The following is a 24,117-nucleotide window of genomic DNA, read 5'->3' as shown; positions in this document are numbered from 1 at the left end:
TGATCGCTCACGTCTCGCCGCGCTGGAGCGGAGCATTAACCGCGGGTTCAGCGCATGGTCTAATGTGGGGCTGGGAGTTTGATGCGGGGCCGATGTGACTAAATTCGCGACACCACTTTCACGCGCGGCACTTGCGCTCGGCCTCATGGCGGGACCGACGACGGCTTTCGCGCAATCGACCTGGAGCCTGCCGCCCGGCCAGCAGGAAGGCCAGGGCGCGCCGCGCCCGCAAGGTCCGGTGGACCCGCAGAACCCCACCGTCACCCCGCGCGACACCGCTCCCGATGCACCGGCCGCAGCCCCCGCCGCAGCGCCCACTTCGCGGCCGACACCGGTGCCGACCATCGCCGCCCCGCCGCCGCCCGCCGCGCGCGCCAGCGACCGCCCCCAGCCGCGTGCCACCCCGCCAGCCGCCACGGCCACGCCCGCTCGCCCGGTGGAGCCATCGCGCACGGAACCCGCCGCCGCCGCGCCCTCACCCGCCGTCACCCCCTTGGCCCAGTTGCCGGCCCAGCCGCTGGCACCCGCCCCCACGCCGACAGCGAGCGACAGCGCCGCTCTGCCGGCCCAGCCTTCCGCCGCGCCGGAAGCGGACCTCGCAAACCCGCCCGCAGCCACGCCGCATTGGCCGGAATGGTGGCTGGCCATCCCCGCTGCCCTGGTCGCGGCCGGGGTCGGCGTCTTCCTGCTCCTTCGCCGCCGCCGCGCGCCTGCCACGGCCTGGGAAGAAGCCGGTCTCGAACCTGAAGCCGAGCCTGAGGACGAAATCGTCCAGGAGACGGCCGATGCCCCCGTCGCAGCCGCCGCCATCGCCGCGCTCGATCCCGTAGCCCCCGTTTCGCCGGCCCCCCGCGTGCAGCCGCTGCGCAATCCCGAGCCGCAATCGCCGTCGCAGCCGGCACCAGCTGCGATACCGGCCCCTAACCCGGCGCCGGCAAGGGCCCCGGCGCCGTCCGGTCCGGGCGTGATCGCAGTCGATTTCGAACCCGTGACGCTGCGCCTGTCGCTCGTTTACGCCACGCTGCAATACCGCCTGACCTTGTCCGCGCCGGAAAGCGGCCTTGCCGAGCCCTGGCGCGTGCTGGGCGACATGATCTCCGCTCACGCCTCGCTATCGCAAGTGGAGCAGCTCGCGCCCGAACCTGCCGCCTTGCCGCTGCGCCACACCCTAGAAGCGCTCGCCCCCGGCGAAGCGCGCACGTTCAAGGGCGAACTGCAACTGCCGCTCAACGCGATTCGCGTGATGCGCCAGGGACAGGCCAGCCTCTTCGTGCCGCTCGTGCGCCTGTGCCTCGTGGACGAGCATGGCCATGCCGAGCGCCGCGTGTTCTCGCTGGGTGTTCCGGGCGAAGGTCCGGATCCCGCGACTGTCCGGCTCGCCCCCATCCGCCTCGACACCGGCCCGCGCGACCATGCCGCGATCGCCGCCCGGGAAGTCGAAGCCGCCCGCGACATGGGCCAGGACCCCAATTCCCCGATGCGCCGCCTCGCCTGATTCTCAGGCATGCCAGAGCCTGAGCGGGCCAATTTCCGCTTCGGCCACCTTGCCCCGTCAGACAGCCGGCGCCATCGCGGCGTCCGCCGGCCGTCTTGCCTCTCGACCCCCGCCCCGCGGGACGGTAGTGCTGGAAGCGCAAGAGCGGAGAGCACTTTGAGCGATTTGGACAATTTCGACGACCTCGCCCCATTCACCAAGCTGGTCGGCGGAGGCCGCCGCAAGGAGTGGACCGGCGCCGTCGTCAACCCGCCGGTCTGGCGCGCGAGCACGCATCTCTACGAAAACACCGCTGCACTCGCCGAAGGCCCGCGCCGCAACGAAGACGGCCAGTTCTTCTACGGCCGCCGCGGCGCTCCCACGCAATGGGCGCTTTGCGAGGCCCTGACCAAGATCGAGCCCGGCGCTCACGGTACGGTCATCTATCCCTCGGGCGTCGCCGCGATCGCCGGAGTCATGCTCGCGCTGCTTCGTCCGGGCGACGTCGTGCTCATCACTGACAATGCCTACGACCCCACCCGCTCGATGGGCACCGGCATGCTTGCCGACTTCGGGATCGAGACCCGTTTCTACGATCCGCTCGACATTCCCGCCTACGAAGACTTGTTCTGCGAACGGACCCGCGCCGTCCTGATCGAGGCGCCGGGCAGCCTGTCGATGGAAGTCTGCGACGTTCCCGAACTGGCCCGCATCGCGCGCGCCAAGGGCGCCGTCTCCGTTCTGGACAACACCTGGGCCAGCCCGCTCGGTTTTGCCGGACTGGAAAAGGGCGTGGACGTGACCGTCATGGCGCTCACCAAGCATGTCGGCGGCCATTCGGACCTGATGATGGGCAGCGCCAGCGCGGGCGAGGAACTCTATGAGAAGCTGCGCAAACGCGCGCAGGATCTCGGCATCGTCGTCTCGCCTGACGACGCGGCACTGGCCCTTCGCGGGCTGCGCACCCTGGGCGTGCGTTTGCGCCAGGAAGCCGAATCCGCGCTGAAGATAGCGCGCTGGCTCGAATCTCGCCCGGAAGTGGCGCAAGTGCTCTGTCCGATGCTGCCCGGCTCGCCCGGCCACGACATCTGGACGCGCGACTTCACTGGCGGCTGCGGCCTCTTCAGCTTCGTGTTCAACGGCGGCACCATGGCCGATCGCAACCGCTTCATCGACGCCCTGAACCTCTTCGCCATCGGCTATTCCTGGGGCGGATTCGAAAGCCTGGTCGTGCCGATCGAGCCGACCCGGCACCGCGAGATCATGCCCTGGCCTCCGGGCCAGCACGAGGCGTCCGACCACTTCGGCGTGCGCCTCGCCGTCGGGCTGGAGGACACGGACGATCTCATTGCCGATCTCGAACAGGCTCTCGCGGCCATGAAGCGGACCGGCGCGGCGACATGACCAACCCGGTCGTCCGCATGGTGATGCCCAGCCCGACGCCGTCGCCCAGCGGCACGGCTGAGGCTGCGACCCATGCGGCAGGCCGTACGGGGGCAGACCAGCCGCTGGCGGGAGCGGACGGCCTCAAGAACGCAGTCACCTCGCACGGCGGCTTTCTCAGCGATCTGGTGGACACGCTGGACCGGCTGGCGGTGCAGGTCGGATCCAGCAGGATTTCGGTCTGGGATCTCGTCGTCCTGCTCTTCGTGCTGGGGCTGGTGATCTCCATCGCCTGGGGCGCCAGCCGCCTTTCCAGCCGTGTGCTCCGCTCGGCAACCGGGCTCGACCAGACCCAGCGCCTGCTGGCGGAAAAGCTGGTCAGCCTGCTGATCTGGACGATCGCGATCCTCGTCGGCATCGACGTTCTGGGCATAGACCTCACCGCACTGACGGTGTTCTCCGGCGCCTTCGGCCTTGCCATCGGCTTCGGCCTGCAGAAGACGTTCGGCAACCTGATCGCCGGAATCATCCTCCTGATGGACAAGTCGATCAAGCCCGGCGACGTCATCACCATCACGGACGCCGCCGGAATGTCCACTTTCGGCCAGATCCGCCGCATCGGCATCCGCGCCGTCTCGCTGACCACGCGGGATCAAAAGGAGTACCTGATCCCGAACGAAAACCTGATGATCAATCAGGTCGAGAACTGGTCCTATTCGAGCAAGAACGTGCGTATCCAGGTTCCCGTGGTCATGCCCTACGCCTGCGATATCGAACGCGTGGAACATCTCATGCTGGCCGCCGCCAAGTCGGTAAAGCGCGTCCTGGCCGCCCCGCCGCCCACCGTCTGGCTCGACAGTTTCGCGGAGCGCGGCGTCAGCTTCGTGATCCACGTCTGGATCACCGATCCCGAGGAAGGCGTTGGAAATGTGCGGTCCGACGTCTTGAAGGCGCTCTGGCGCCTGATGCGCGAGCAAGGCATCGAAGTTCCCTACCCCCAACGCGATCTCAACGTGCGCGACACCGAAACGATGCGCCATGTGATCGAAGCGCTGCGTGGAACACACCAGACACCCTCACCCACTGACCCTTCGATTCCAACCTGATCTCCTCCCTCCTGCAGCGCACCTTCTGTATCCTAATTCGCCCCTAACTGTCGGCGTAAACCAATTGGGATACACTTTCTGAAATACAGCGCGCTGGAACGAGAAGGATTCGCGCATTTTAGCGAAGCCGAAAGCACCGTTGACCATCGGGCAGATCCGAGCCGTCGATTCCGCGTGAGCAGTCACTCGCCTTGCGGACACCACTCGGGGGTTGACGTTCCTGGTCGGTCCCCGGGGCGGAGTTTGGCAATGGCGGGGCGTGTGAATGGAACGCCACGGAAGATCCGTGGGGGCCGCTTCGAAGGAGGCCTGGCCGCGACTTGGACAGAGCATCAACTACCCGGTCATGTCAGCCGAATATAGGACGACGTATTAGGAGTATGTTTCTCTTAAAGGTTCTCACACCTCGGCATTTCTCAGACGGCGCAACGCCCGGAAAAAGGTTATCAACTCTGAAATCTCACGGACGGTGCGCTATTTATATGCGGAGTGGTCAAGCCGAACTGACGGAACCAATTTTTCCTGCCAAATACATCCATCGTACCCGCCATTAATACTCGGCATTGAGATTCACATACAATGAATTTCAATTGCCTATGTTTGAAGAATCTCGGATTTTCGTCTTAACGCCTTGACATCCACGCCTAGCTGCACCGACAGCCTGACACATAGCTTGCATCATTATTTCAAAAATCGGCTGAAATTGCGACGCACTGCATTGACAACTAAATTGGTTGAGAATACCCGCAGTTGATGGGGCGGAACCCTTAAGGCGGAATGCCGGGTTCCGATCCGAGGCGACAACGCCAGGCCCTCCATTTTCCCAGCTACTTCAGGGGGTCGTTTTGCAACGCGCTTTTCTGCGCTCTGCCGTTCTGGCGGCAGTCGCTTTTACTACGTACTCAGCCGCGGGATCGCCCAGCAATGATCCTGTTGCCATAATGGGCGCTACGGTTTTTGACGGAACGGGCGCGCCGCCCCTTAAGGCCGACGTGCTGATCGAGAACGGCCGCATTTCGCAAGTCGGCCCAAACCTGCGCTTGCCGGCCGGTACCCGCAAGATAGCCGCGCGCGGTGCAGCCCTGCTGCCGGGGCTCTTCGACCTCCATTCGCACTGGACGCCTTCGGGGGTTCCGGCGACGACACCCCAGATCGCAACCGCTTATCTTAAAAACGGCGTGACCTCGGTCAGTGATTTTCACGAACAACCGGAATCCTATCTTCCACGCCGCGAGTGGCTGGCGCAAATCGCCTCGCCCCACGTCGCTTTCGCCGCCCGTATCAGCACGCCGGGCGGCCACGGTGCCGACTGGGGCGATCAGGCGACGACCATCTGGATCAATACGCCGGAGGCCGCTCGGGCCGCGGTAAAGAGCCTGCTTCCCTACAAGCCCGACTTCATCAAGGCCTTTGCCGACGGCTGGCGCTACGGCACCGCCGCCGACAACACCAGCATGGACGAGGCGACGCTTGCGGCGCTCTCCTCGGCGGCCCATGCGGAGGGTCTCGAAGTGCTGACGCATACCGTCACCGTCGATCGCGGCCTCGCCGCCGCGCGAGGGGGCGTAGATTCACTCGCGCACTCGATGCAGGATCGCCGGCTCGATGCGGAGGACATCGCCTCGATCCGCAAGTCCGGCATGGCGGTGATCCCTACTTTGGCCGTCTACGACCCACAAAAGCCCGGCAGCGCGCCGCGCGACCGCAGCGATTCCAAAGTCGCGCAGTCCTTCGCCAAGTTCGACAATGCGCTCTACAATGCCAAGGCCCTGTTCGACGCAGGCGTGCCGATCGGCGTCGGCACCGATGCCGGGATGCCTGACACGCCCCACGGCGCCTCGACCATCCGCGAACTGGAGCTGCTGGTGCGGGCAGGCCTGTCGCCCTCACAAGTGCTGACCGCCGCCACTTCGGTCAGCGCCCGCATCCTTCATCTGGACCAGGATCGCGGCACGATCGCACCGGGCAAGCGCGCCGACCTCATCCTGGTCAAAGGCAAGCCTTGGCAAGACATCGCCGACATTCACAAGATCGATCGGGTCTTCATCGACGGCAAGCTCGTGCTCGGTTCCGGCGCCCCCGCCCTGCCCCTCGCAAATCGCAGCGATCGCCTGCCTTCGGCACAAGTCGCTCCTCTCGTGGACGATTTCGAACGCGCGGACGGCCGCTCCAGCCTCGATACCCTGCGCCTTGAAACGGGCGACGGCGGGCTCGACCGTACAGTGGAGATTTCGCAAGTCGTTCCCCGCGACGGCGGCGGCCATGCCCTGCTGGTCTCGGCCCGCATGGCGCAAAAAGCGGAGGCCTACGCCGGCGTAGCCATTCCCCTGACGCGCGGTTCCGTCCGCCCGGTCGACCTTCATCGATACAAGGGAATCCGGTTGGAAGTGAAGGGCGCCGGTTCCTACAGCCTCCAGTTCAACGGCCTTGACGGCCGATGGAGCAAGGACATCCAGGCCGGTGAAGGCTGGACTTCGATCGACGTGCCCTTCAGCGAGCTCAAGGCCGTTGCCACCCGCAAAGGCGCCGGCCCCGCCTGGACCAGCGACGGCATTGTCCAGGTCGAAATCGGCACCCAGCGCGGACCGGGCGCGCGCATCGCGTTCCAGGTAGACGAGATCCGTTTCTACTGACCGCAGCCGCACCAAACCCGCGGACACCATACCCGCGCGCCGGTCATGCGCGCGCAAATCAACAGGGACAGTTTCACATGCGTAATCGTCGCGCCTGTTTCAGGCAGGTTCTTCTTGCGTCTTCCGTACTCGGCCTGTGCCTCGCCCAGACCGCCCACGCCCAGGACGAGACCGAAGCATCGGACAGCGCCAAGGCCAGCGAGATCGTCGTCGTCGGCAGCCAGATCAAGGGTGCCAAGGTCAACGAAGCACTCCCAGTGACCGTGGTGGACCGCGCGCAGATCGACGCGGTCGGCGCCGTTTCCGGGGATGAGCTGTTCCGCTCGATCCCGCAGATGGGCGATGTCTCGTTCAACAGCACCAATGGCGGCACCAGCAGCAACTTCGCGCGTGGCGACGTCGGCTCGGTCAATTTGCGCAATCTCGGCGTCGGCAATACGCTGGTCCTGCTGAACGGTCGCCGCGTCGTCCAGCATCCGGGTAGCCAGGCCGACGGCAATCTCGTGCCGGTCATCACCTACAACAGCAACGCCATTCCCGTCGCCGGGCTGGAGCGCCTCGAAGTGCTACGCGACGGCGCGGCGGCGATCTACGGCACCGATGCCGTGGCGGGCGTTGTCAACACGGTGCTGCGGAGCGACATCGAGGGTGGCCACGTCGAAGTCCAGTACGGCGGCGCCGAGGGCACCGGGCTGCGCGAACTTCAGGTCAGCGGACTTGCCGGCCACAACTTCGCGGAAAATCGCGGCAACTTCACGCTCTCGTTCAGCTACACCGACCGCAGCGCGCTCGATTCCACCGATCAGGACTTCACCGCATCGGCAGACAAGCGTCCGCTGTTCGAGGGAACCCGGTTCGAAGGCGCCACCTCGCTGGACCGCCGCAGCACGCTGTCTCCCTGGGGCGATTTCCAGACTCCTGCCAGCTTCGGCACGGTCCGGGCGAACGGCACGGCACTGACGAACGCCTCGGGCCAGTTCCACATCCAGCCTTCCACCAACAGCGGCTGCCAGATCGGCCTGGGCAACGGCATCTGCGTGGATGACGGCAACCGCGCGACGGGCGCGGCGGACCGCAATCTCCGCTCCGACGGCCAGGCGAACTATCCGCTCTCGGTCATTCCCTCGCTCAAGCGGATCAACCTGTTCACCACCGCGCACTACGATCTGACCGACGATCTGACGCTGTTCGGGGAAGCCGGCTACTACCTGGCGCAGACCGAAAGCGTACAGGACAGCGTGTTCTCGATCGGGTCGATCAAGATGACGATCCCGGCGTCGAACTACTGGAACCCGTTCGGCGCCGCCACCCTGCCCGACGGTACGGCCAACCCCAACCGGATCGCCGGCCTGAACATCCCGGCGGCAGGCCTTCCGGTCACGATCAGCAACTATCGCTTCGGCGACCTCGGCCCGACGCGCGTGAAAGTCGAAAACCAGCAGACCCGCTTCCTGCTGGGCCTGCGCGGCACGTTCGGCAAGTTCAACTGGGAAACCGCCGGCCTCTACTCCGAAGCGACCGTCGTCGACCGCCAGACCGGTGTCAGCGCGACAGCGCTCCAGGCCAATCTCGCGCTTTCGACGCCCGATGCCTACAATCCCTTCAATGGCGGCAACCTCGCCAATCCCTCGGGCGTGGATACGACGCCGAGCAACCAGGCCGCTCTGGATGCCATCTCGGTCGTCGCCAAGCGGCGTGGCAAGACGACCCTCGCTCTCGGTGACTTCAAGATATCGACCCCGGACCTGGTGACGCTTCCGGGCGGCGACGTTGGCTTTGCCGCCGGCGTCGAACTGCGCCGCGACACCCAGCTCGATGATCGCGATTCCCGCGTGGACGGCACGATCACCTGGACCGACACGGTGACCGGCACCGTGCAGCCGAGCGACCTGTTCGGCGTAAGCCCCACGCCCGACACCTTCGGCGCGCGCACGGTCGGCTCGGCCTATGCGGAACTTGCCATCCCGCTGGTCTCGCCGGGTATGAACGTGCCGCTGGTGCGCAAGCTGGAAGTGCAGGTCGCCGGCCGCTACGAACATTACAGCGACTTCGGCAGCATCGCCAAGCCCAAGGTGGCCGCAGCCTGGGACGTGGTCGACGGCATCCGCCTTCGCGGCTCCTGGGCGCAGGGTTTCCGCGCCCCGAACCTGGAGCAGATGAACGCCTCCCTGGTGACCCGCGGCAATACCCGCACCGACTACGTGCGCTGCGAGGCCGACCTTCAGGCCGGACGCATCGCCTCGTTCTCCAATTGCTCGCAATCCTACGTCGCCACCGCGCAGCGCTCGGGTAATCCCGACCTGAAGCCGGAAACCTCGACAAACTGGTCTCTGGGCGCGGTACTGGAGCCCCGCTTCATTCCCTCGCGCTTCGGCGACTTCACGTTCACCGTCGATTACTGGCAGATCAAACAGAAGGGCATCGTCGGCCTGTTCGGTGAGGGCAATGCCCTGATCCTCGACTATCTGCTGCGTCAGCAGGGCTCGTCGAACCCGAACGTCGTCCGCCTCGCGCCGACGGCAGACGACGTGGCCCTGGTTGCGGGGACGGGCCTCGCCCCGGTCGGCGTCGTGCAGTACGTCAAGGACCAGTACGTCAATCTGCAACCACAGACAGTGCGCGGGCTGGACATGACATTCGCCTGGCAGCTGCGCGACACGAGCGTTGGCAGCTTCGCCCTCAACGTCAATGCCGCGCGGCTGCTCAAGTACTACCGCGCGCCCTCGCCGGAAATCGCCGCACTGCTGGAAGCGCGGGACGCCGGCCAGATCAATGCCGGAACCGCGATCACCGGCGGAGGCGACCTGATACGCCAGGACGGACTGCCCAAATGGCGCGTCTCCGGCTCGCTGACCTGGAGCCTGGGCGGCCTGACGGTCGGCGCCTTCAGCCAATACATCAGCAGCGTGGAAGACACCGGGCTTACCGATGCCGATGGCAACAACTGGATCGTGAAGGGCCAGGTAACAGCCAACCTCTATCTCCAGTACGCTTTCCGCGACGGCACTCTGGAGGGCACGAGCTTCCGTATCGGCGCGCGCAACGTGACCAACGAGAAGCCGCCGCTGGATTCGGGCTCCTATGGCTACAACGGGGCCCTCTACCAGCCCTACGGTCGCTATTGGTACGCCAGCGTGCGCAAGTCGTTCTGATCGCCCTCGCCCGGTCTCTCAACCGCGACGCGAAAGAGACCGGTCACAATCACTCTTGTCGTCATAAGGAGAAGCGCACGTGCGCATCCGCAGCCACCTGACACCGACACAGCATCGTTCGAGGATCGCCCTTGCCAGCTCGGCGCTGGTCCTGACGTTGTCGCTTTCTGCCTGTGCCACCAACGGCAAGCAGACCCACCCCTCCGCCGAAAGCGCGCCGATCGCCGGCACGGCGCCTGCCGCCGGTGCCACCGATCCCTATCCCAGCACCTACCGACCGCGCCCCTCGGTTACGACCGCGATCGTCAATGCCACGATCCTCACGGCGACCGGCCTCCAGATCGAGCACGGTACGGTGGTCATGGAGGGCGGCAGGATTCTCGCGGTCGGCGCCGACGTGGTGCCGCCTGCAGGCGCAGCGGTCATCGACGGCACCGGCAAGTGGGTGACGCCGGGCGTCATCGATGCCCACTCGCACCTCGGCGTGTTCCCCGCGCCCGGCGTCCAGGGCCATGCCGACGGCAACGAGAACATCGACCCCAACACCGCACAAGTCTGGGCCGAGCATTCGATCTGGCCGCAGGATCCCGTGTTCAACAAGGCCCGCGCCGGCGGCGTCACATCTCTGCTCATCCTGCCGGGCTCGGCCAATCTGTTCGGCGGGCGCGGCGTCACGGTCAAGAACGTGCCCGCCGTGACCGAGCAGGCGATGAAGTTCCCCGGCGCGCCTTATGCGCTCAAGATCGCCTGCGGCGAAAACCCCAAGGGCCGCTACGGCAGCCGTGGCCGCGCGCCGGCGACCCGCATGGGCGAAGTCGCCGGGTTCCGGAAGGCCTGGATCGATGCCGCCGAATATGCGCGCAAGTGGGACGGCTATGAGCGCAAGCGCGAACGCGGCGAGGCCGCCGAAGCGCCCAAGCGCGATCTCGCGCTGGAAACCATGGCCGGCGTGCTCAAGGGCGAGATCCTCGTCCAGAACCACTGCTACCGTGCCGACGAGATGGCGGTGATGATCGATGTCTCGAAGGAGTTCGGCTACAAGACCCGCGCCTTCCACCACGCGGTCGAGGCCTACAAGATCGCCGATCTCCTCAAGGAAAACGACATCTGCGTTGCCATCTGGGCGACCCGCTGGGGCTTCAAGATGGAAGCCTATGACGGCATCGAGGAAAACGCGGCGATCCTGACCAGGAAAGGCGTCTGCGTAGCGATCCATTCCGACGAACAGCGCCTGACGCAGCGCCTCAACGTGGAGAGCGCCGTCGCGCTGGCGGCCGGTCGCCGCGCCGGGATCGACATTCCCGAAGCCGAGGCGGTGAAATGGTTCACAGCCAATCCGGCCCGGATCATGGGGATTGCGGACAGGACCGGCACTCTCGAACCCGGCAAGAACGCCGATGTGGTGCTGTGGACCCGCGACCCGTTCAGCGTCTACGCCATTGCCCAGAAGGTCTTCATCGACGGCGCGCTGGTCCACGATGCCGACGCGCCTCAGAACAACCATCGGTCCGACTTCGAACTCGGCCAACCGAACGGAGGGCTTTGACATGCTTCGCAGCTTCATCGGCAGTCTTGCCGTCTCTGCCGCGCTGACAGCGTTCCCGGTCCAGGCCGAAACCCTGGCCATCGTCAATGCCCATATCCTTACGCCCGGCCCGGTAGGAGAAGTGGACAGCGGCACGATCGTCGTCCGCGACGGCGTGATCGCCGCGGCCGGCAAGAGCGTCATCGCGCCGTCTGGCGCGCGCATCATCGACGCCCAGGGCCATATCGTCACCCCCGGCCTGGTCGCGGTGAACACCGCGCTCGGCCTCGCCGAAGTAAGCTCGGTCAGCGGCACGCGTGACGATCGCAACCGCAACAGGCAGATTAGCGCCGCGTTCGATGTGCAATACGGGCTCAACGGCAATTCCACCCTGATCCCGGTCGCCCGGCTTGGCGGCGTCACCAGCGCCATCGTCGTTCCGGGCTACGATGATCGGGACGAAGATCGCCAGCTTCCGTTCGGCGGACAGGCGGCGGCAATATCCCTCGGCCAGGGCGCGCGCCTGCTGCTCAAGGCGCGGGTCGGCATGGTACTGGAGTTCGGCGAGGACGGCGCCACGCGCGCCGGCGGCTCTCGCGCGGCGGAATTCGTGGAACTGCGCAACCTGCTCGACAACGCAAAGTTCTACCGTGCACACAAGGCCGCCTACGACAGCGGCAACTTGCGCGACCTTGGCCTATCACACGCGGACCTGGAAGCCCTGCAACCGGTCCTCGACGGCACCGTGCCGCTGATCGTCGACGTCCACCGGGCATCCGACATTGCCGAGGTCTTGCGCCTGGCGAAGGAATATCGCCTCCGCGTGATCCTGAGCGGTGCCGAAGAAGCATGGATGGTCGCGTCCGAGATCGCGGCTGCGCGCGTCCCGGTCCTGCTCAACCCTACCGCCAACATCCCTCAGACTTTCGAACTGCTGGGCGCCACGCTGGAGAACGCCAGGCGATTGTCGGAAGCCGGCGTGGAGATCGCGGTTGAAGGCAATGACGGCGGCCCCCGCGTCCGGGACTTGCGCTACAACGCCGGTATCGCGGTCTCGCGCGGACTTGCTTATGCGCAGGCGATCGAAGCAGTGACGCTCGCTCCGGCCCGGATCTTCGGACTGGACTCCCAGGTCGGCTCCATCGCCTCTGGAAAGCGTGCCGATATCGTCATCTGGAGCGGCGATCCGCTGGAACCTCTCAGCGAAGCCCTGCGCATCTTCGTTGACGGTCAGGAACAGCCGCTGACCTCGCGAGCCGAGGAACTGCGCGATCGGTATCTGAACTGAAACTATCTGCCATGGGGAAGGACTCCTTCCCCATGGCAGGTTCATCATGCGGAACAGAGATCAACTGGCGGGAGCAGCATCTAATAACCCAGATGCCCGCTCTAATCCCTTTAGCGCGAATCCGTGATGGTCGATCTTGACCGGAGCGACCTCGAACACATCCCCTGACTATCGATCAGACATCGGCCCTTCAGCCGGACTCACTCAGAAATAATATCCAGCCATCACAAGTGCCGAAACCTTCCAGCGATTGTCACCGCCTTGCGCACCGCCGGAAATGAACTGGCCCGCACCGACATAAGGATCATTGCGGCCGACCAGAGCCTCGGTCCATACGCGGATGCGTCCCGTCGCCTTGTCGGTCCAGAAAGCACCAAGATTGAACCGCTGCGTATCGGCGAAGCCGGCCGCGTCCTTGAACACCCGCGCGTAACTGCCATAGAGGTTGACCTTCAGAGGAAAGCGACCGGTCTCGATCGGATGGCTCAATTCCCCGAATACCATCGTGCTCTTGGCGGCAATATTGTACGACGAGTCATAATCGCCCACAGCAATCAGGTCGCTACGCCCGGCATTGGCAGGATTGATGACCTGCCGTGCCACCAGCAGCTTCTTGCGTAGCGGCGTCGTTTCATCAGTCAGGCTAAGCGCATAGGCACGGCGCGAGCCGTCCCTGTCGGTATCGAAATTATGGACGTCCGAAAGCCAGGCAGAGCCTGTCAGGGTGAGCTTGCCGCGATCTGAGGAGGCGACTGCGTACTGAATTCGGCCAGCGACGATGTTGCGCTCCGCATTGCTCGAGGTGTCCGGCAGATAGGAATCACCGCGAACGATGTTGACGCTGTAGCGGGCACTGTCCCTGCTCTGCCCCATCACCGCCGGTCCGGTCGTCGGGAACAGACCTGCGGCGACGGAAACCTTGCCTCCTGTATGTGCGTAGCTGATCCCGACGTCGTATACCTCCTCAAGGCCGTAGACGAAGCCCATGCTGTTGTACCAGGACGATCCCCAGTAGCGATCGTCGAACGGCACCGGCTGGAGCCCGACAGTCACTTTGTCCGAGGCGGAAAGTTTGGCACCGACATAAGCGTAGGCCGGGAAGTTGATCTCTCCGGGTATACCCTCGTAGCCGTTTTTGCGGCTGTAGATGAAGTTACCGCCATAGAAACGGTATTCAGCGGCGCCAAAGAAAGTCGACGAATCATAGTCCAGCTTCAGAATGACCGTGTCGAAGGACAAGTGCGTCGAGGTCCGTCGCTGGCCGGAACTGTCCGCATCGTTAAAACGAACGTCGACACGCCCGCGAATGCCTACACCCAGCTTCAGGTGACCATCCTTCTGCAGCGGTGGGTTGTCCGGCAACGATGGCGGGAGTGGAGCCGCCGCTTCCCCCTTGCTGGAGGCATCCTGCGTAACAGGGCCTGCAACGGCCTCCGACTGGGAGGCAACCGGGTCGACCGGCGTGGCCGGTATGGCCGGCTCGACCGGCATAGCCGGCGGTGCTGCTGCTGGCTGGGCCTGCAAGGCTGAAGCAAATACCAGCGCGGGAACAACCATCAACATCCTGCGCACCCAGAGACGAGCGGCAGAAATGCGGCATTGGCTATCGGCCCGTTGCCGGGCAGGAGATCACAGGTCATCGAGGCTTCCTTCTCCCAGGTCGGCGATCTTGCGTCGCTCGTCCCGTATTTCCCGCGCGCCTCGGATCGACGCGCGGGCTGTTCCAATCTTCCTGTCGAAGCGTCAGAGCGTTTCCCGCTTGCCGTCGACGAGGCGTTCGACACCCAGCGGATTGTTCCACTTCAACGCGTCGGGCAGCAGCGTCTCGGGTAGATCCTGATAGCTTACGGGGCGGAGGAACCGGCGGATGGCCAGGCTTCCAACCGATGTCGTGCGACCGTCCGACGTGGCTGGGAACGGTCCGCCATGCACCATCGCATGACCGACTTCCACGCCGGTACCGAAGCCGTTGACCAGGATGCGCCCGACCAGTCGCTCCAGGATTGGCAGCAAGCGCCGCGCGAAATCGGTGTCGTCTTTGTCCAGGTGGATTGCGGCGGTCAATTGTCCTTCGAGGTGTTCGAGCACGCGGCGCAGTTCGGCTTCATCCGCGCACCGGACCACGAGCGCGGAGGCACCGAATACCTCGGTTTGCAGCGCGTCATGGACAAGGAAATCGGCGGCTTTCGCAACAAACAGCCCGGCCTGTCCCTGGTTGATTCCGCCGACAAGGCCGCGGGCAACCGTGGCGACTGCCGGGTGGTCGGCGAGCAAGGCCGTACCGGCGCCATAGGCTTCGTGAATGCCGGAGGTCAGCATCGTTGCAGCGGGAGCGCCGCGCAGTTCGGACGCCGCCGCCTCGACGAATTGGTCCAGCCCCTGGCCCTCTATGGCCAGAACGAGTCCGGGGTTTGTGCAGAACTGCCCCGCACCCAGCGTCAGCGATGCGACGAAGGAGGTCGCGATTTCGGAACCACGCGCCGCCAGAGCTTCAGGAAGCAGGATGACCGGATTGATGCTGCTCATCTCGGCATAGACCGGGATGGGACGCGGGCGTTCGGCCGCAACTTTCATCAGCGCCGTCCCGCCCATCTGCGAACCGGTAAAGCCGACTGCGGCAATATGGGGATTGGCGACAAGCGCCTGAGCTTCCGCGATGCCGCTGGTGCCGATTAGCGAGAAAACGCCTTCCGGCAGGCCTGCGGATTGGACCGCCGCCTGGATCGCGCGGCCGATGAGTTCGGACGTTCCCGGATGCGCCGGATGCGCCTTGGCCACAACCGGGCAACCCGCCGCGAAAGCCGAAGCGGTGTCACCACCCGCTACCGAGAAGGCGAGCGGAAAATTACTGGCGCCGAAGACCGCGACCGGACCGATCGGGATGTTGCGCAGGCGCAGATCGACGCGAGGAAGCGGCGACCGTTGGGGCTGGGCAGGGTCGATGCGGACATCGAGGAAACCGCCATCGCGTACTACCGCCGCAAACATCCTGAGCTGGCCGACGGTACGACCGCGCTCGCCTTCCAGCCGGGGGCGGGGCAGGCCGCTTTCGGCCATGCAGCGCAGGATCAGATCGTCGCCGATCGCCAGGATATTCTCGGCGATCGCTTCCAGAAACGCCGCCCGGCGCTCCAGCGGCACTTCACGGAAACCGTCGAAAGCCCTTGCAGCAAGCGTGCAGGCGGCATCCACCTGGTCGATCGACGCGCCGCCGAAGGAGGGCGCCATGCTGTTTCCGGTAGTGGGATCGCTTGCTTCGAAGCTTCCACTCGTCCCGCGAATGGAACGCGCTCCCAGCAGCAGTTCGCCAGTAATACTCATGATTTTCCTTCCATCCTCTTGCCCTTGGGCGGACAGCATGAACCCGGCTTTGCAGCGCGGGATCCTGCTTGTCGGACTCGTCATCCCCCGGCTTGGCGCAGGACGGCGATGTACGCGTACGTACAACTTGAACCGGTCAATACGACGTTCATTTTCCGAACATGGCGTTCGGTATTAGAAAGTGATAGTCTGCGCCAAATTTGCCGTCAAGAGCGACGTGACGCAGGCGAGAAGCGCTTGACAGCCGACGCATTTGCTGATTGTTTTTCGAACGTAGCGTTTACTATGTGAACGGTCACCGCATTATCGGCAGCCTTGCGTGTCCCTCTGCAACGCTGCTCGGACAGCCATAACCGCAGCTGAAAGCGCGGAATTGATAACAATAAATGGGATAGGAGAAGTGGACTTGGCCAATGTACAATCGGTCGCTGCCATGCCAGCGACTCACCGCCCGGCACCCATGCCCCAGAAGCAACGCGCCTTCATCGCAAAGCTGACGCTCCTGATCTCGGGAGGCATGTTCATCGACGGCTTCATCCTCGGTGGGATCGGCATTGTGATGCCGGCCATGACGCGGGACATGAACCTCTCGCTGGTCTGGCAGGGCCTGATCGGCGCCTCGACCCTTATCGGCATTTTCATCGGCGGACCGCTCGGGGGATATCTCGCCGACAAAATCGGCCGCAAGCCGATGTTCACTATCGATATGGCTATTTTCCTTGTTGGGTCGGCCGCGCAATTCTTCGTCACTGACGCCTACCAGCTCTTCCTGGTGCGCACGCTCATGGGCGTTGCGATCGGTGCCGACTACGCGATCGGCTGGCCGATGCTCGCCGAATTCGCCCCGGCGCGTCTGCGCGGTCGCCTGCTTTCGATCCAGGAAGTCGGCTGGTATTTCGGTTTTCTCGTCGCCTATGCGCTGGGCTGGGCCCTGACCGTTTACGACCTTGCCGGCTGGAACGTCATTCTGGGGCTCAGCACGGTACCGACCCTGATCGTTCTCCTGTTGCGCCTCGGCACTCCGGAATCTCCTCGCTGGCTGATGAGCAAGGGCCGCCGCGAGGAAGCCATCGAGATCGCCCGTGAATACATGTGCGAGGAAGGCCAGCGCGACATTCACGGCCAGGAACCCACCGAGGCCCTTGGCTTCAAGCATCTCTTCTCGCCCGACTATATCCGCGCGACGATCTTCATCTCGGTTTTCTGGGTCTGCAATGTCACCCCCTATTTCGCCATCGGCACGTTCGCGCCGATCGTGCTTGAACATATCGGTCTGAAGGACGGCTTGACCGGCGGCCTCGCTCTCAACGGCCTTGCCCTTATCGGCACCTTCTTCGCCGCTTTCTTCATCGAGCGCCTCGGCCGCCGCAAGCTGGCGATCCCGCCGTTTTACATCTCCACCCTGGCCTTGCTCGCCATCGCACTGGTGGCAAACCCCTCGCCAGCCCTGATCGTCTTCTGCTTCCTGACCTTTTCGTTCGTGAACGCGGTGTCGACCACCCTCACCGGCGTCTATCCCGGTGAAGTGTTCCCCACTGAGATCCGCGGCGTCGGCGTCGGCTTCGCAACGGCGGTCTCGCGCGTCGGCGCTGCGGCCGGCACATTCCTCCTGCCCTTGTCGATGGAATCGCTCGGCACGTCCGGCACGATGATCATCGCCGCCGCCATCTGCCTTGTCGGCGGGGTCGTTTCGCACATCCTGGCGCCGGAAACGAAGGGCAAACTGCTCAGCGAGACCTCGGCGTCGACGCGCAAGCGACCGCAGAACGCAGCGGCCGAGCCCGCTTAGGCCTGGCTATCCCGACACCCACTTCGGCCTTCCCCTTTCACGCCCTGGGGGAGGTCGTTTTTTTTTGGCCTATATCCGACCTCTGCCAACCCATTGGCCCAAGGCCAGCGCTCACTCCCCGACTTGATCGCCGTGGCGCTTTGCCCCATCTGGAAGAGGCAACCAACTGGAGGACAGGACCAACTGTGTCGGAACCGAGCGAAATCGATGTCGAAACCGCCGACATGACAAATGGCGGCGAGACGGCGTCCGACGCGGTCGAAACCACCGAGCTTACCAACAAGTCGGTCATCAAGGCCGCAACGATCCTCAACGAACTGGGTCGCTTTCCGGCCGGAATAACCGTGACCGAACTTGCGCAGCATGTGCGAATGTCGCGTCCCACCGCGTTTCGCCTTCTCCTCAGCCTGGAACAGACCGGCTTCGTCGAACGGCTCGACAACAAGTACAAGCTGGGTTGGAAGATCGCTCGGCTAGGCCGCCTTGCAGATCCCCATCAGGGCATCATCGCCCGCGTTCAGCCTATCCTCAAAGCCTTGGCAGACGGCCTCAACGAGATGGTGGGCTATGCCGTCGTCAACGGAGAAGCGGATTTCGACCTGATCGCAGAGGCGCATTCCAACCGGCTCATAACGCTCTCGCAGGGTTATGTGGGCCGTGATTTTCCGATCCATGCCAGCGCCACCGGGAAGCAGGTTCTTGCCGACCTGAACGACGAGCGTATCGAGGCGCTTATGCCCAGGACACTCGAGCGCTTCGCCAGCAAGACCATTACCGATCGCAAGAAACTGATCCGAGATCTCCACGAGGTGCGCGAGCGCGGCTATGCCATCGTCGATGACGAGTTGGAGGAAAGCCTCTTCGCCATGTCGGTCCCGGTCCATGATGAACTCGGGCATTTCATCGGCGTTCTGTCGGTTACAGGCCCTTCCGAACGCATGAGGAGCCGCCCACTGGACGATCTTGCGGCGCAGCTGCGACAAACGGCGAGCGAGATCGCGCGGGCTCTCGCTCCCGGCAAATAATAAGTTACAGCGAGCCGGATGGCAGGCTAAGCTTCGCCATCCGGCCGCCGTCTACGGGATAGACCTGCCCGGTAACGAAACGTGCTTCATCCGAAGCCAGGAATGCCACGAGATTGGCGACATCCTGGGGAGAGCCGGTATGCCCGGCAGGGTGTATGCGTGCGATCTCACGGCGAAACGCCAGCGGATCGGGCATGGGTTCGATGAAGGCCTCGTTCAGTTCCGTATCGATCCAGCCCGGCGCCACGGCATTGCAGCGAATGCCTTCGTGCCCGTGGTCGATGGCGACGGCCCGGGTCAGCCCGTGCAGGCCGGCCTTCGACGCGCAATAGGCGGCATGGCCGGGATTGGCACCGAGACCCTCGATCGAACCAACGTTGACGATGCTGCCCTGGGTCTCGCGAAGATGCGGCAGGGCCGCCTGGATCATCAGGAACGGCGCCGTGAGGTTGATGGCCAAAGTCTGGTTCCAGGCCTCCAGCGTCATTTCCTCGATCGCGCTTTCGACCATGACCCCGGCATTGTTGACCAGAACGTCCAGCCTTCCTGCGCGGGTCAGAACATGATCGATCACCCTGCGCGGACCTGTCAGATCCGAAAAATCGACTGATACGCCGGAAAACTCCGGATCCTCACCGCGCTGGGCGGTCACTACCAGCGCGCCTTCGCTCCGCAGTTTCTGCGCGATGCTGCGTCCGATTCCGGATCGCCCGCCGGTGACGAGCGCCACCTTTCCTTCAAATCGCTTCATCCGTTTTGCTCTCTCTCAAATGGCTGGATTTCTGATGCAAGGCAGGGACCAGCTTAAGCCTGCGGCTTGACGGCTCGATTCGTCTCTCTCGTCGGATCTTTCTCGAGAACGAGTTCCCTTAATCCGAAAAATTACCCGATTTTCAGTCTGTTCGGCCTGACTGCGCGCCTGAGCCTAATTCTTGACGCGACTCTCTCCTAGGGATATTACGTTCATATCTCAAACATCACGTTCAATTATAGAACGCACTGGAGAGGCTGACATGACCAAGCAGATGAAGCTGTTCGCGTTCGACTTCAACGGCCCGAGCCACCTTTCGGCCGGGCTTTGGCGTCACCCCGAAGATCGCGGCCGCGAGTACAAGTCGGTCCACTACTGGGTCGAATTTGCACAGATGCTGGAGAAAGCCTGCTTTGACGGCGTCTTCTTCGCGGACAATGTCGGCTATCACGACATCTATCGCGGCAACGTGGACGCAGCGCTCAAGGACTGCGCGCAGATCCCCGCCAACGATCCGTCCTATGTCGTCACCGCCATGGCGGCCGCAACCAGGAACCTCGGCTTCGGCGTTACTTCGACGACGGCCTACGACCATCCCTACAGCCTTGCCCGCAAGTTCGCGACGCTCGACCACCTGACCGACGGCCGCATCGGCTGGAATGTGGTGACCTCCTACGCCCAGAGCGCGGCGCGCAACCTCGGAACCGGCACCCAGCGTTCGCACGACGACCGCTATGCGATGGCTGCCGAGTTCATCGACGTCGCGCTGAAGCTCTGGGAAGGTTCGTGGGAAGACAGCGCCGCCGTTGCCGATGCCGCGACCTCCACTTACGTCGATCCCTCCCGCGTCCATGAGATCGGCCATCAGGGCGAATATTTCTCGGTCCCCGGCATCTTCCTGTGTGAACCTTCGCCGCAGCGTACCCCGGTGATCTTCCAGGCCGGCGGTTCGAGCCAGGGCGTCGCCCTCGCCGCCGCGACCGCTGAAGCCGTGTTCACCAATGCCACGTCGAAGACCGGTCTCAAGAAGCAGGTCGACGCCGTGCGCGCGAAGGCCGCCGAAGCGGGCCGCGATCCAAGCCACGTCGCCGTCGTCCAGATGATGACCGTCGTCACCGGCGCCACCGACGCCGAAGCCCAGGAACGCTACGAACAGTACAAGAGCCTGGTCGACTACGAAGGCGCGATGGCGCGCTACAGCGGCTGGTCCGGCCTCGACATGTCCACGTTCGATCCCGACGTGCCGCTGCGCCACGTGAAGACCAACGCCGGTCAGACCATGGTCGACCTCTTCTCGAAGATGGACCCGACCAAGGAGTGGACCCCGCGCGACATCGCCGAATACATCGGGATCGGCGGTACCTCGCCGACGCTTGTGGGCGGCCCGGAAAGCATTGCCGACCAGCTCGCCTCCTGGGTCGAGGACACCGGCATCGACGGCTTCAACCTCGGCTACGGCGTGAAGTACCAGGACCTCAAGAACTTCGCCGACTATGTCGTACCCGTTCTCCAGAAGCGCGGCCTGATGCGCACGCAGTACGATGGCTCGACCCTGCGCGAGAACATTTTCGGTGCTGGACAGGCTCGCCTGGCCGCCGATCATCCGGGTGCGGCGATCGCTCGCGATCTGTCGCGCACTCCTGAAAACGCCTGAGCCGGAGTCCGCCATGGCGAGCATTCCTCCATCACCTGCGGCATTCTCGGCGGCGGAACAGCGCAAGCTCTTTGCACTGCTCCCCACCGGGGTCGTCGCGATCACCGGCCGCACCGAGGACGACAAGCCCACCGGCTTCGTCGTCGGCACCTTCCAGTCGCTTTCGCTCGATCCGGCCCTCGTCACCTTCTGCGTCGACAAGTCCTCCAGCACCTGGCCGGTGCTGCGGGCAAGCGCGAAGTTCACGGCAAACATCCTGTCCGTGGGCCAGGAAGGCATCTGCAAGGCGCTCGGCCGCAAGGGCGAGGACAAGTTCCAGGGCCTCACCTATGACGACAGCGCGATCGGCACGCCGCGACTGCCCGATGCGGCCGCCTGGCTCGACTGCCGGGTGCTATCCGAAGTCGTCGCCGGCGATCATTTCGTGATTATCGCCACGATCGCCGCCATGGACGTCGGCCGCGGCAATTCGTTGGTCTTCTGCGAGGGCAAGCTGGGCAGCTATCAGGCTCCGCAAGCTGCCGAGCCCGCCGCAGCGCCGTCGCAGCCGGAAATGGTCGCGCGCATCGAGAAGGCCTGGATCAGTGCCTGGGGCGACGGCAACACTGCCGCCTTCGAGGCGATCGTGGCCCCCGGCTACGTCCGCCACTCCAAGGACGGTCATAAGGTCAACCTGCCCGAACTGATCGGCCAGATCGAAACCTCTCATGCCGCCTTCGGCGAATTCAACGTCGAAGTGCTCCATGCCGTGGCGCAGGACGACATGATCGCGCTGCACTGGCGCACTACCGCCCGTCACACCGGCGCTTTCATGGACGTCCCGGCCACCGGCCGCGAAGTCGTGGTCCACGGCGCCTCGTTCCTGCGCCACCAGGGCGGCCGGATCGTCGAGGAATGGGTGGCCTGGGATCCGCGCGAAATGCTTTCCGCGATGAAGATCTGGCACCTCGGAGCCTGAACCCGGGCGCCGAACCGAACAACTGCACGAGCCCAGCCCCCATCGTCCCTGCGACAAGCCCGGGCTCAGAACCGAAGGATCATACCATGTCGATCAACGTCGAAGCCATTGCCGAGACTCTCATCGCCGCGCGTGACGCCGGCCAGCCGGTCAAGGAACTCGTCGCGCCGGGCACGCAGGGCAGCATTGCCGATGCCGTCCGCGTCCAGCAGGAAGTCGTCCGCCGCACCGTCGCGCGCGGCGACAAGATCGTCGGCTTCAAGCTCGGCAACATCGCCAAGGCCATGCAGACCAAATTCGGCGTCGATCAGCCCGATTTCGGTCCCCTGCAGCACAGCCTGTTCCTGCCCGAGAACCTGCGCGTACCGGCGTCGAGCTTCATCGCGCCCTTCGTGGAGCTGGAACCCGCCTTCGTGCTCAAGCGCGACCTCGGCGGCGCTCATGTCACCGTAGCCGACGTCATCTCGGCCACCGACTACGTCCTGCCTTCTCTCGAAATCATCGACTCCCGCGTCAAGGACTGGAAGATCACCATCTTCGAAACCCTGTGCGACGGCGGCTCGACCGGTGCGGTGATCCTCGGCGCCCAGCCGCGCAAGCTCAGCGAACTCAATCTCTCCGACATGAACGGCGAGATCCTCTACGACGGCGAGCAGGTCGCCGAAGGCAACACCGCCGCGATCTACGGCAACCCGGTCGCTGCAATCGCCTGGCTCTGCCGCCGCGTCGCGGAGTTCGGCGTCGATTTCAAGGCCGGCGACGTGATCCTGCCGGGCAGCTGCCTCGCCGCCGTCGCGCTTGAGCCGGACCGCCGCGTCACCGGCCGTTTCGCCGGCTGGGGCGACGTTTCCTTCGATTACACTGCGGAGTAGGATCGCCATGACCGTCGCGACTTTGACGCATACCCGTCCCGCGGCCCTCGTCGGGATCGAAGAGATCATCGAAGAGGCCCGCCAGGGGCGCATGTTCATCCTGGTCGACGACGAGGACCGGGAGAACGAGGGAGACCTCGTGATCCCGGCCCAGATGGCGACCCCGGAAAAGATCAACTTCATGGCCACCCATGGCCGGGGCCTCATCTGTCTTGCCCTCTCGAAGGCGCGAGCCGAAATCCTCGGGCTGGAACTCCAGACCAAGAACAACGGCACCCGTCACGAGACGGCCTTCACTACCTCGATCGAGGCGCGCGTTGGCGTTACCACGGGCATTTCCGCCGGAGACCGCGCGCGGACGATCTCGGTGGCGATCAATGCTTTCAATGGACGTGACGATATCGTCACGCCGGGCCATGTCTTTCCGCTGGTCGCCCGTGCCGGCGGCGTGCTGGTGCGGCCCGGCCATACCGAGGCGGCGGTCGACGTCTCGCGGCTGGCCGGCCTCAACGCCTCGGGCGTGATCTGCGAGATCATGAACGACGACGGGACAATGGCCCGGTTCGACGATCTCATGATTTTTGCAGCCCGGCACGATCTCAAGGTCGGCACGATCCGGGACCTGATTGCCTATCGCCGCCGCCATGACAGTCTCGTGGAAAAACGGTCGCAAACCGCCTTCGACTCCCGCTGGGGCGGCACCTGGCGCGCTATCACGTTCGCGAACCGCGCCACTGGTACGGAGCAGGTTGCGCTGGTCAAGGGCGAGATCGATCCTACCAGGCCCACCCCCGTGCGCCTTCACGCCGTTTCCGTCCTTGCCGATCTGTACGGCGCCGGCACCGGCGTGGGAGGACTTGAACAGTCCATGCGCATGATCGCCGAGGAAGGCCGGGGCATCCTTATGCCTCTGCGCGGGGAACTCCATCCCGGGTCCCTTCACGAACGCGGCGAACAGGATGCGGCCGACTATGCCATGGCAGCCATGATCCTGACCGAACTGGGGGCCGGGCAGGTTTCCCTGTTGACGGATTCCCCGCATGAACGGGCCGCGCTGGGAAGATACGGCATTGGCATTGCGGAGGAGCAGGCGCTCCCCATTGCCAGGCCCGTGCAATGACCGTACTGGCGCCGGCCCTACTGGCAGTTCACCATATGCTGACGTTGTTCGAAATCGACCCATCAA

Annotated in this window: 16 protein-coding genes; 13 read left to right on the top strand and 3 right to left on the bottom strand. The window is 64.4% G+C overall.

The features are described from left to right. The first annotated feature begins 145 nt into the window (after nt 1–145). The 7 genes from EDF57_RS07140 to EDF57_RS07110 all read left to right on the top strand — a co-directional run bounded on the left by EDF57_RS07140 (nt 146) and on the right by EDF57_RS07110 (nt 12,561). Nucleotides 146–1,495 carry a hypothetical protein gene (locus EDF57_RS07140; RefSeq protein ID WP_134093639.1) on the top strand — a complete coding sequence of 450 codons (1,350 nt, stop codon included), beginning with the start codon at nt 146–148 and terminating at the stop codon, nt 1,493–1,495. Nucleotides 1,496–1,651: 156 nt separating this feature from the next. After that, complete coding sequence (metC, locus tag EDF57_RS07135; RefSeq protein WP_243840936.1) at nt 1,652–2,878, top strand: cystathionine beta-lyase; 1,227 nt, start codon at nt 1,652–1,654, stop codon at nt 2,876–2,878. Beyond that, on the top strand, nt 2,875–3,963 hold the full coding sequence (locus tag EDF57_RS07130; protein WP_134093637.1) for a mechanosensitive ion channel domain-containing protein: 1,089 nt from the start codon (nt 2,875–2,877) through the stop codon (nt 3,961–3,963). Before metC ends, EDF57_RS07130 begins: the two co-directional genes overlap by 4 nt. Before the next feature lie 992 nt (nt 3,964–4,955). Further along, entirely contained in the window at nt 4,956–6,596 is a 1,641-nt protein-coding gene (locus EDF57_RS07125) for an amidohydrolase family protein (protein WP_243840935.1), read from the top strand. Between the two features lie 77 nt (nt 6,597–6,673). After that, the gene (locus EDF57_RS07120; RefSeq protein WP_134093635.1) at nt 6,674–9,748 is read left to right on the top strand and encodes a TonB-dependent receptor; all 3,075 of its coding nucleotides are present in this window, start codon (nt 6,674–6,676) and stop codon (nt 9,746–9,748) included. Nucleotides 9,749–9,827: 79 nt separating this feature from the next. Further along, a complete protein-coding gene (locus EDF57_RS07115; protein ID WP_243840934.1) occupies nt 9,828–11,294 on the top strand; it encodes an amidohydrolase in 1,467 nt (488 codons plus the stop codon). Between the two features lies 1 nt (nt 11,295). Next, on the top strand, nt 11,296–12,561 hold the full coding sequence (locus EDF57_RS07110; RefSeq protein ID WP_134093634.1) for an amidohydrolase family protein: 1,266 nt from the start codon (nt 11,296–11,298) through the stop codon (nt 12,559–12,561). A gap of 204 nt (nt 12,562–12,765) precedes the next feature. Here the strand turns inward: EDF57_RS07110 and EDF57_RS07105 are convergent, their stop codons facing one another. After that, nucleotides 12,766–14,124 carry a hypothetical protein gene (locus tag EDF57_RS07105; protein ID WP_134093633.1) on the bottom strand — a complete coding sequence of 453 codons (1,359 nt, stop codon included), beginning with the start codon at nt 14,122–14,124 and terminating at the stop codon, nt 12,766–12,768. 180 nt (nt 14,125–14,304) lie between these two features. Beyond that, a complete protein-coding gene (locus tag EDF57_RS07100; RefSeq protein ID WP_134093632.1) occupies nt 14,305–15,882 on the bottom strand; it encodes an aldehyde dehydrogenase (NADP(+)) in 1,578 nt (525 codons plus the stop codon). 406 nt (nt 15,883–16,288) lie between these two features. Between EDF57_RS07100 and EDF57_RS07095 the strand changes: the two genes are divergently transcribed. Both EDF57_RS07095 and EDF57_RS07090 read left to right on the top strand, forming a co-directional pair. Then, nucleotides 16,289–17,671 (top strand): MFS transporter, encoded by a 1,383-nt coding sequence (locus EDF57_RS07095; protein WP_208324811.1) that lies wholly within the window; start codon nt 16,289–16,291, stop codon nt 17,669–17,671. A 185-nt stretch (nt 17,672–17,856) separates the two neighbouring features. Beyond that, nucleotides 17,857–18,696 (top strand): IclR family transcriptional regulator, encoded by an 840-nt coding sequence (locus EDF57_RS07090; protein WP_208324810.1) that lies wholly within the window; start codon nt 17,857–17,859, stop codon nt 18,694–18,696. Nucleotides 18,697–18,700: 4 nt separating this feature from the next. Here the strand turns inward: EDF57_RS07090 and EDF57_RS07085 are convergent, their stop codons facing one another. Then, nucleotides 18,701–19,447 carry an SDR family NAD(P)-dependent oxidoreductase gene (locus tag EDF57_RS07085; protein ID WP_134093631.1) on the bottom strand — a complete coding sequence of 249 codons (747 nt, stop codon included), beginning with the start codon at nt 19,445–19,447 and terminating at the stop codon, nt 18,701–18,703. Between the two features lie 262 nt (nt 19,448–19,709). Between EDF57_RS07085 and EDF57_RS07080 the strand changes: the two genes are divergently transcribed. The 4 genes from EDF57_RS07080 to ribB all read left to right on the top strand — a co-directional run bounded on the left by EDF57_RS07080 (nt 19,710) and on the right by ribB (nt 24,051). Then, nucleotides 19,710–21,101, top strand: coding sequence for an LLM class flavin-dependent oxidoreductase (locus EDF57_RS07080; protein ID WP_208324809.1), 1,392 nt, complete (start codon nt 19,710–19,712; stop codon nt 21,099–21,101). Nucleotides 21,102–21,114: 13 nt separating this feature from the next. Then, nucleotides 21,115–22,059, top strand: a complete 945-nt coding sequence (locus tag EDF57_RS07075) for a flavin reductase (RefSeq protein ID WP_134093630.1) — start codon at nt 21,115–21,117, stop codon at nt 22,057–22,059. 86 nt (nt 22,060–22,145) lie between these two features. Then, entirely contained in the window at nt 22,146–22,931 is a 786-nt protein-coding gene (locus tag EDF57_RS07070) for a hypothetical protein (protein ID WP_134093629.1), read from the top strand. Between the two features lie 7 nt (nt 22,932–22,938). Then, nucleotides 22,939–24,051, top strand: coding sequence for a 3,4-dihydroxy-2-butanone-4-phosphate synthase (gene ribB, locus EDF57_RS07065; protein WP_134093628.1), 1,113 nt, complete (start codon nt 22,939–22,941; stop codon nt 24,049–24,051). Nucleotides 24,052–24,117: the final 66 nt, after the last annotated feature.

It is taken from the genome of Novosphingobium sp. PhB55 (assembly GCF_004368805.1).
Lineage (GTDB): Bacteria > Pseudomonadota > Alphaproteobacteria > Sphingomonadales > Sphingomonadaceae > Novosphingobium.
This window is presented reverse-complemented; position numbering and strand designations above follow the sequence as displayed.

Coding starts and splice junctions, on each gene's coding strand:
- EDF57_RS07075 (WP_134093630.1), top strand. CDS start 21,115: ATGGCGAGCATTCCTCCATCACCTGCGGCATTCTCGGCGGCGGAACAG.
- EDF57_RS07110 (WP_134093634.1), top strand. CDS start 11,296: ATGCTTCGCAGCTTCATCGGCAGTCTTGCCGTCTCTGCCGCGCTGACA.
- EDF57_RS07100 (WP_134093632.1), bottom strand. CDS start 15,882: ATGAGTATTACTGGCGAACTGCTGCTGGGAGCGCGTTCCATTCGCGGG.
- EDF57_RS07120 (WP_134093635.1), top strand. CDS start 6,674: ATGCGTAATCGTCGCGCCTGTTTCAGGCAGGTTCTTCTTGCGTCTTCC.
- EDF57_RS07140 (WP_134093639.1), top strand. CDS start 146: ATGGCGGGACCGACGACGGCTTTCGCGCAATCGACCTGGAGCCTGCCG.
- EDF57_RS07070 (WP_134093629.1), top strand. CDS start 22,146: ATGTCGATCAACGTCGAAGCCATTGCCGAGACTCTCATCGCCGCGCGT.
- EDF57_RS07130 (WP_134093637.1), top strand. CDS start 2,875: ATGACCAACCCGGTCGTCCGCATGGTGATGCCCAGCCCGACGCCGTCG.
- EDF57_RS07085 (WP_134093631.1), bottom strand. CDS start 19,447: ATGAAGCGATTTGAAGGAAAGGTGGCGCTCGTCACCGGCGGGCGATCC.
- EDF57_RS07080 (WP_208324809.1), top strand. CDS start 19,710: ATGACCAAGCAGATGAAGCTGTTCGCGTTCGACTTCAACGGCCCGAGC.
- ribB (WP_134093628.1), top strand. CDS start 22,939: ATGACCGTCGCGACTTTGACGCATACCCGTCCCGCGGCCCTCGTCGGG.
- EDF57_RS07105 (WP_134093633.1), bottom strand. CDS start 14,124: ATGTTGATGGTTGTTCCCGCGCTGGTATTTGCTTCAGCCTTGCAGGCC.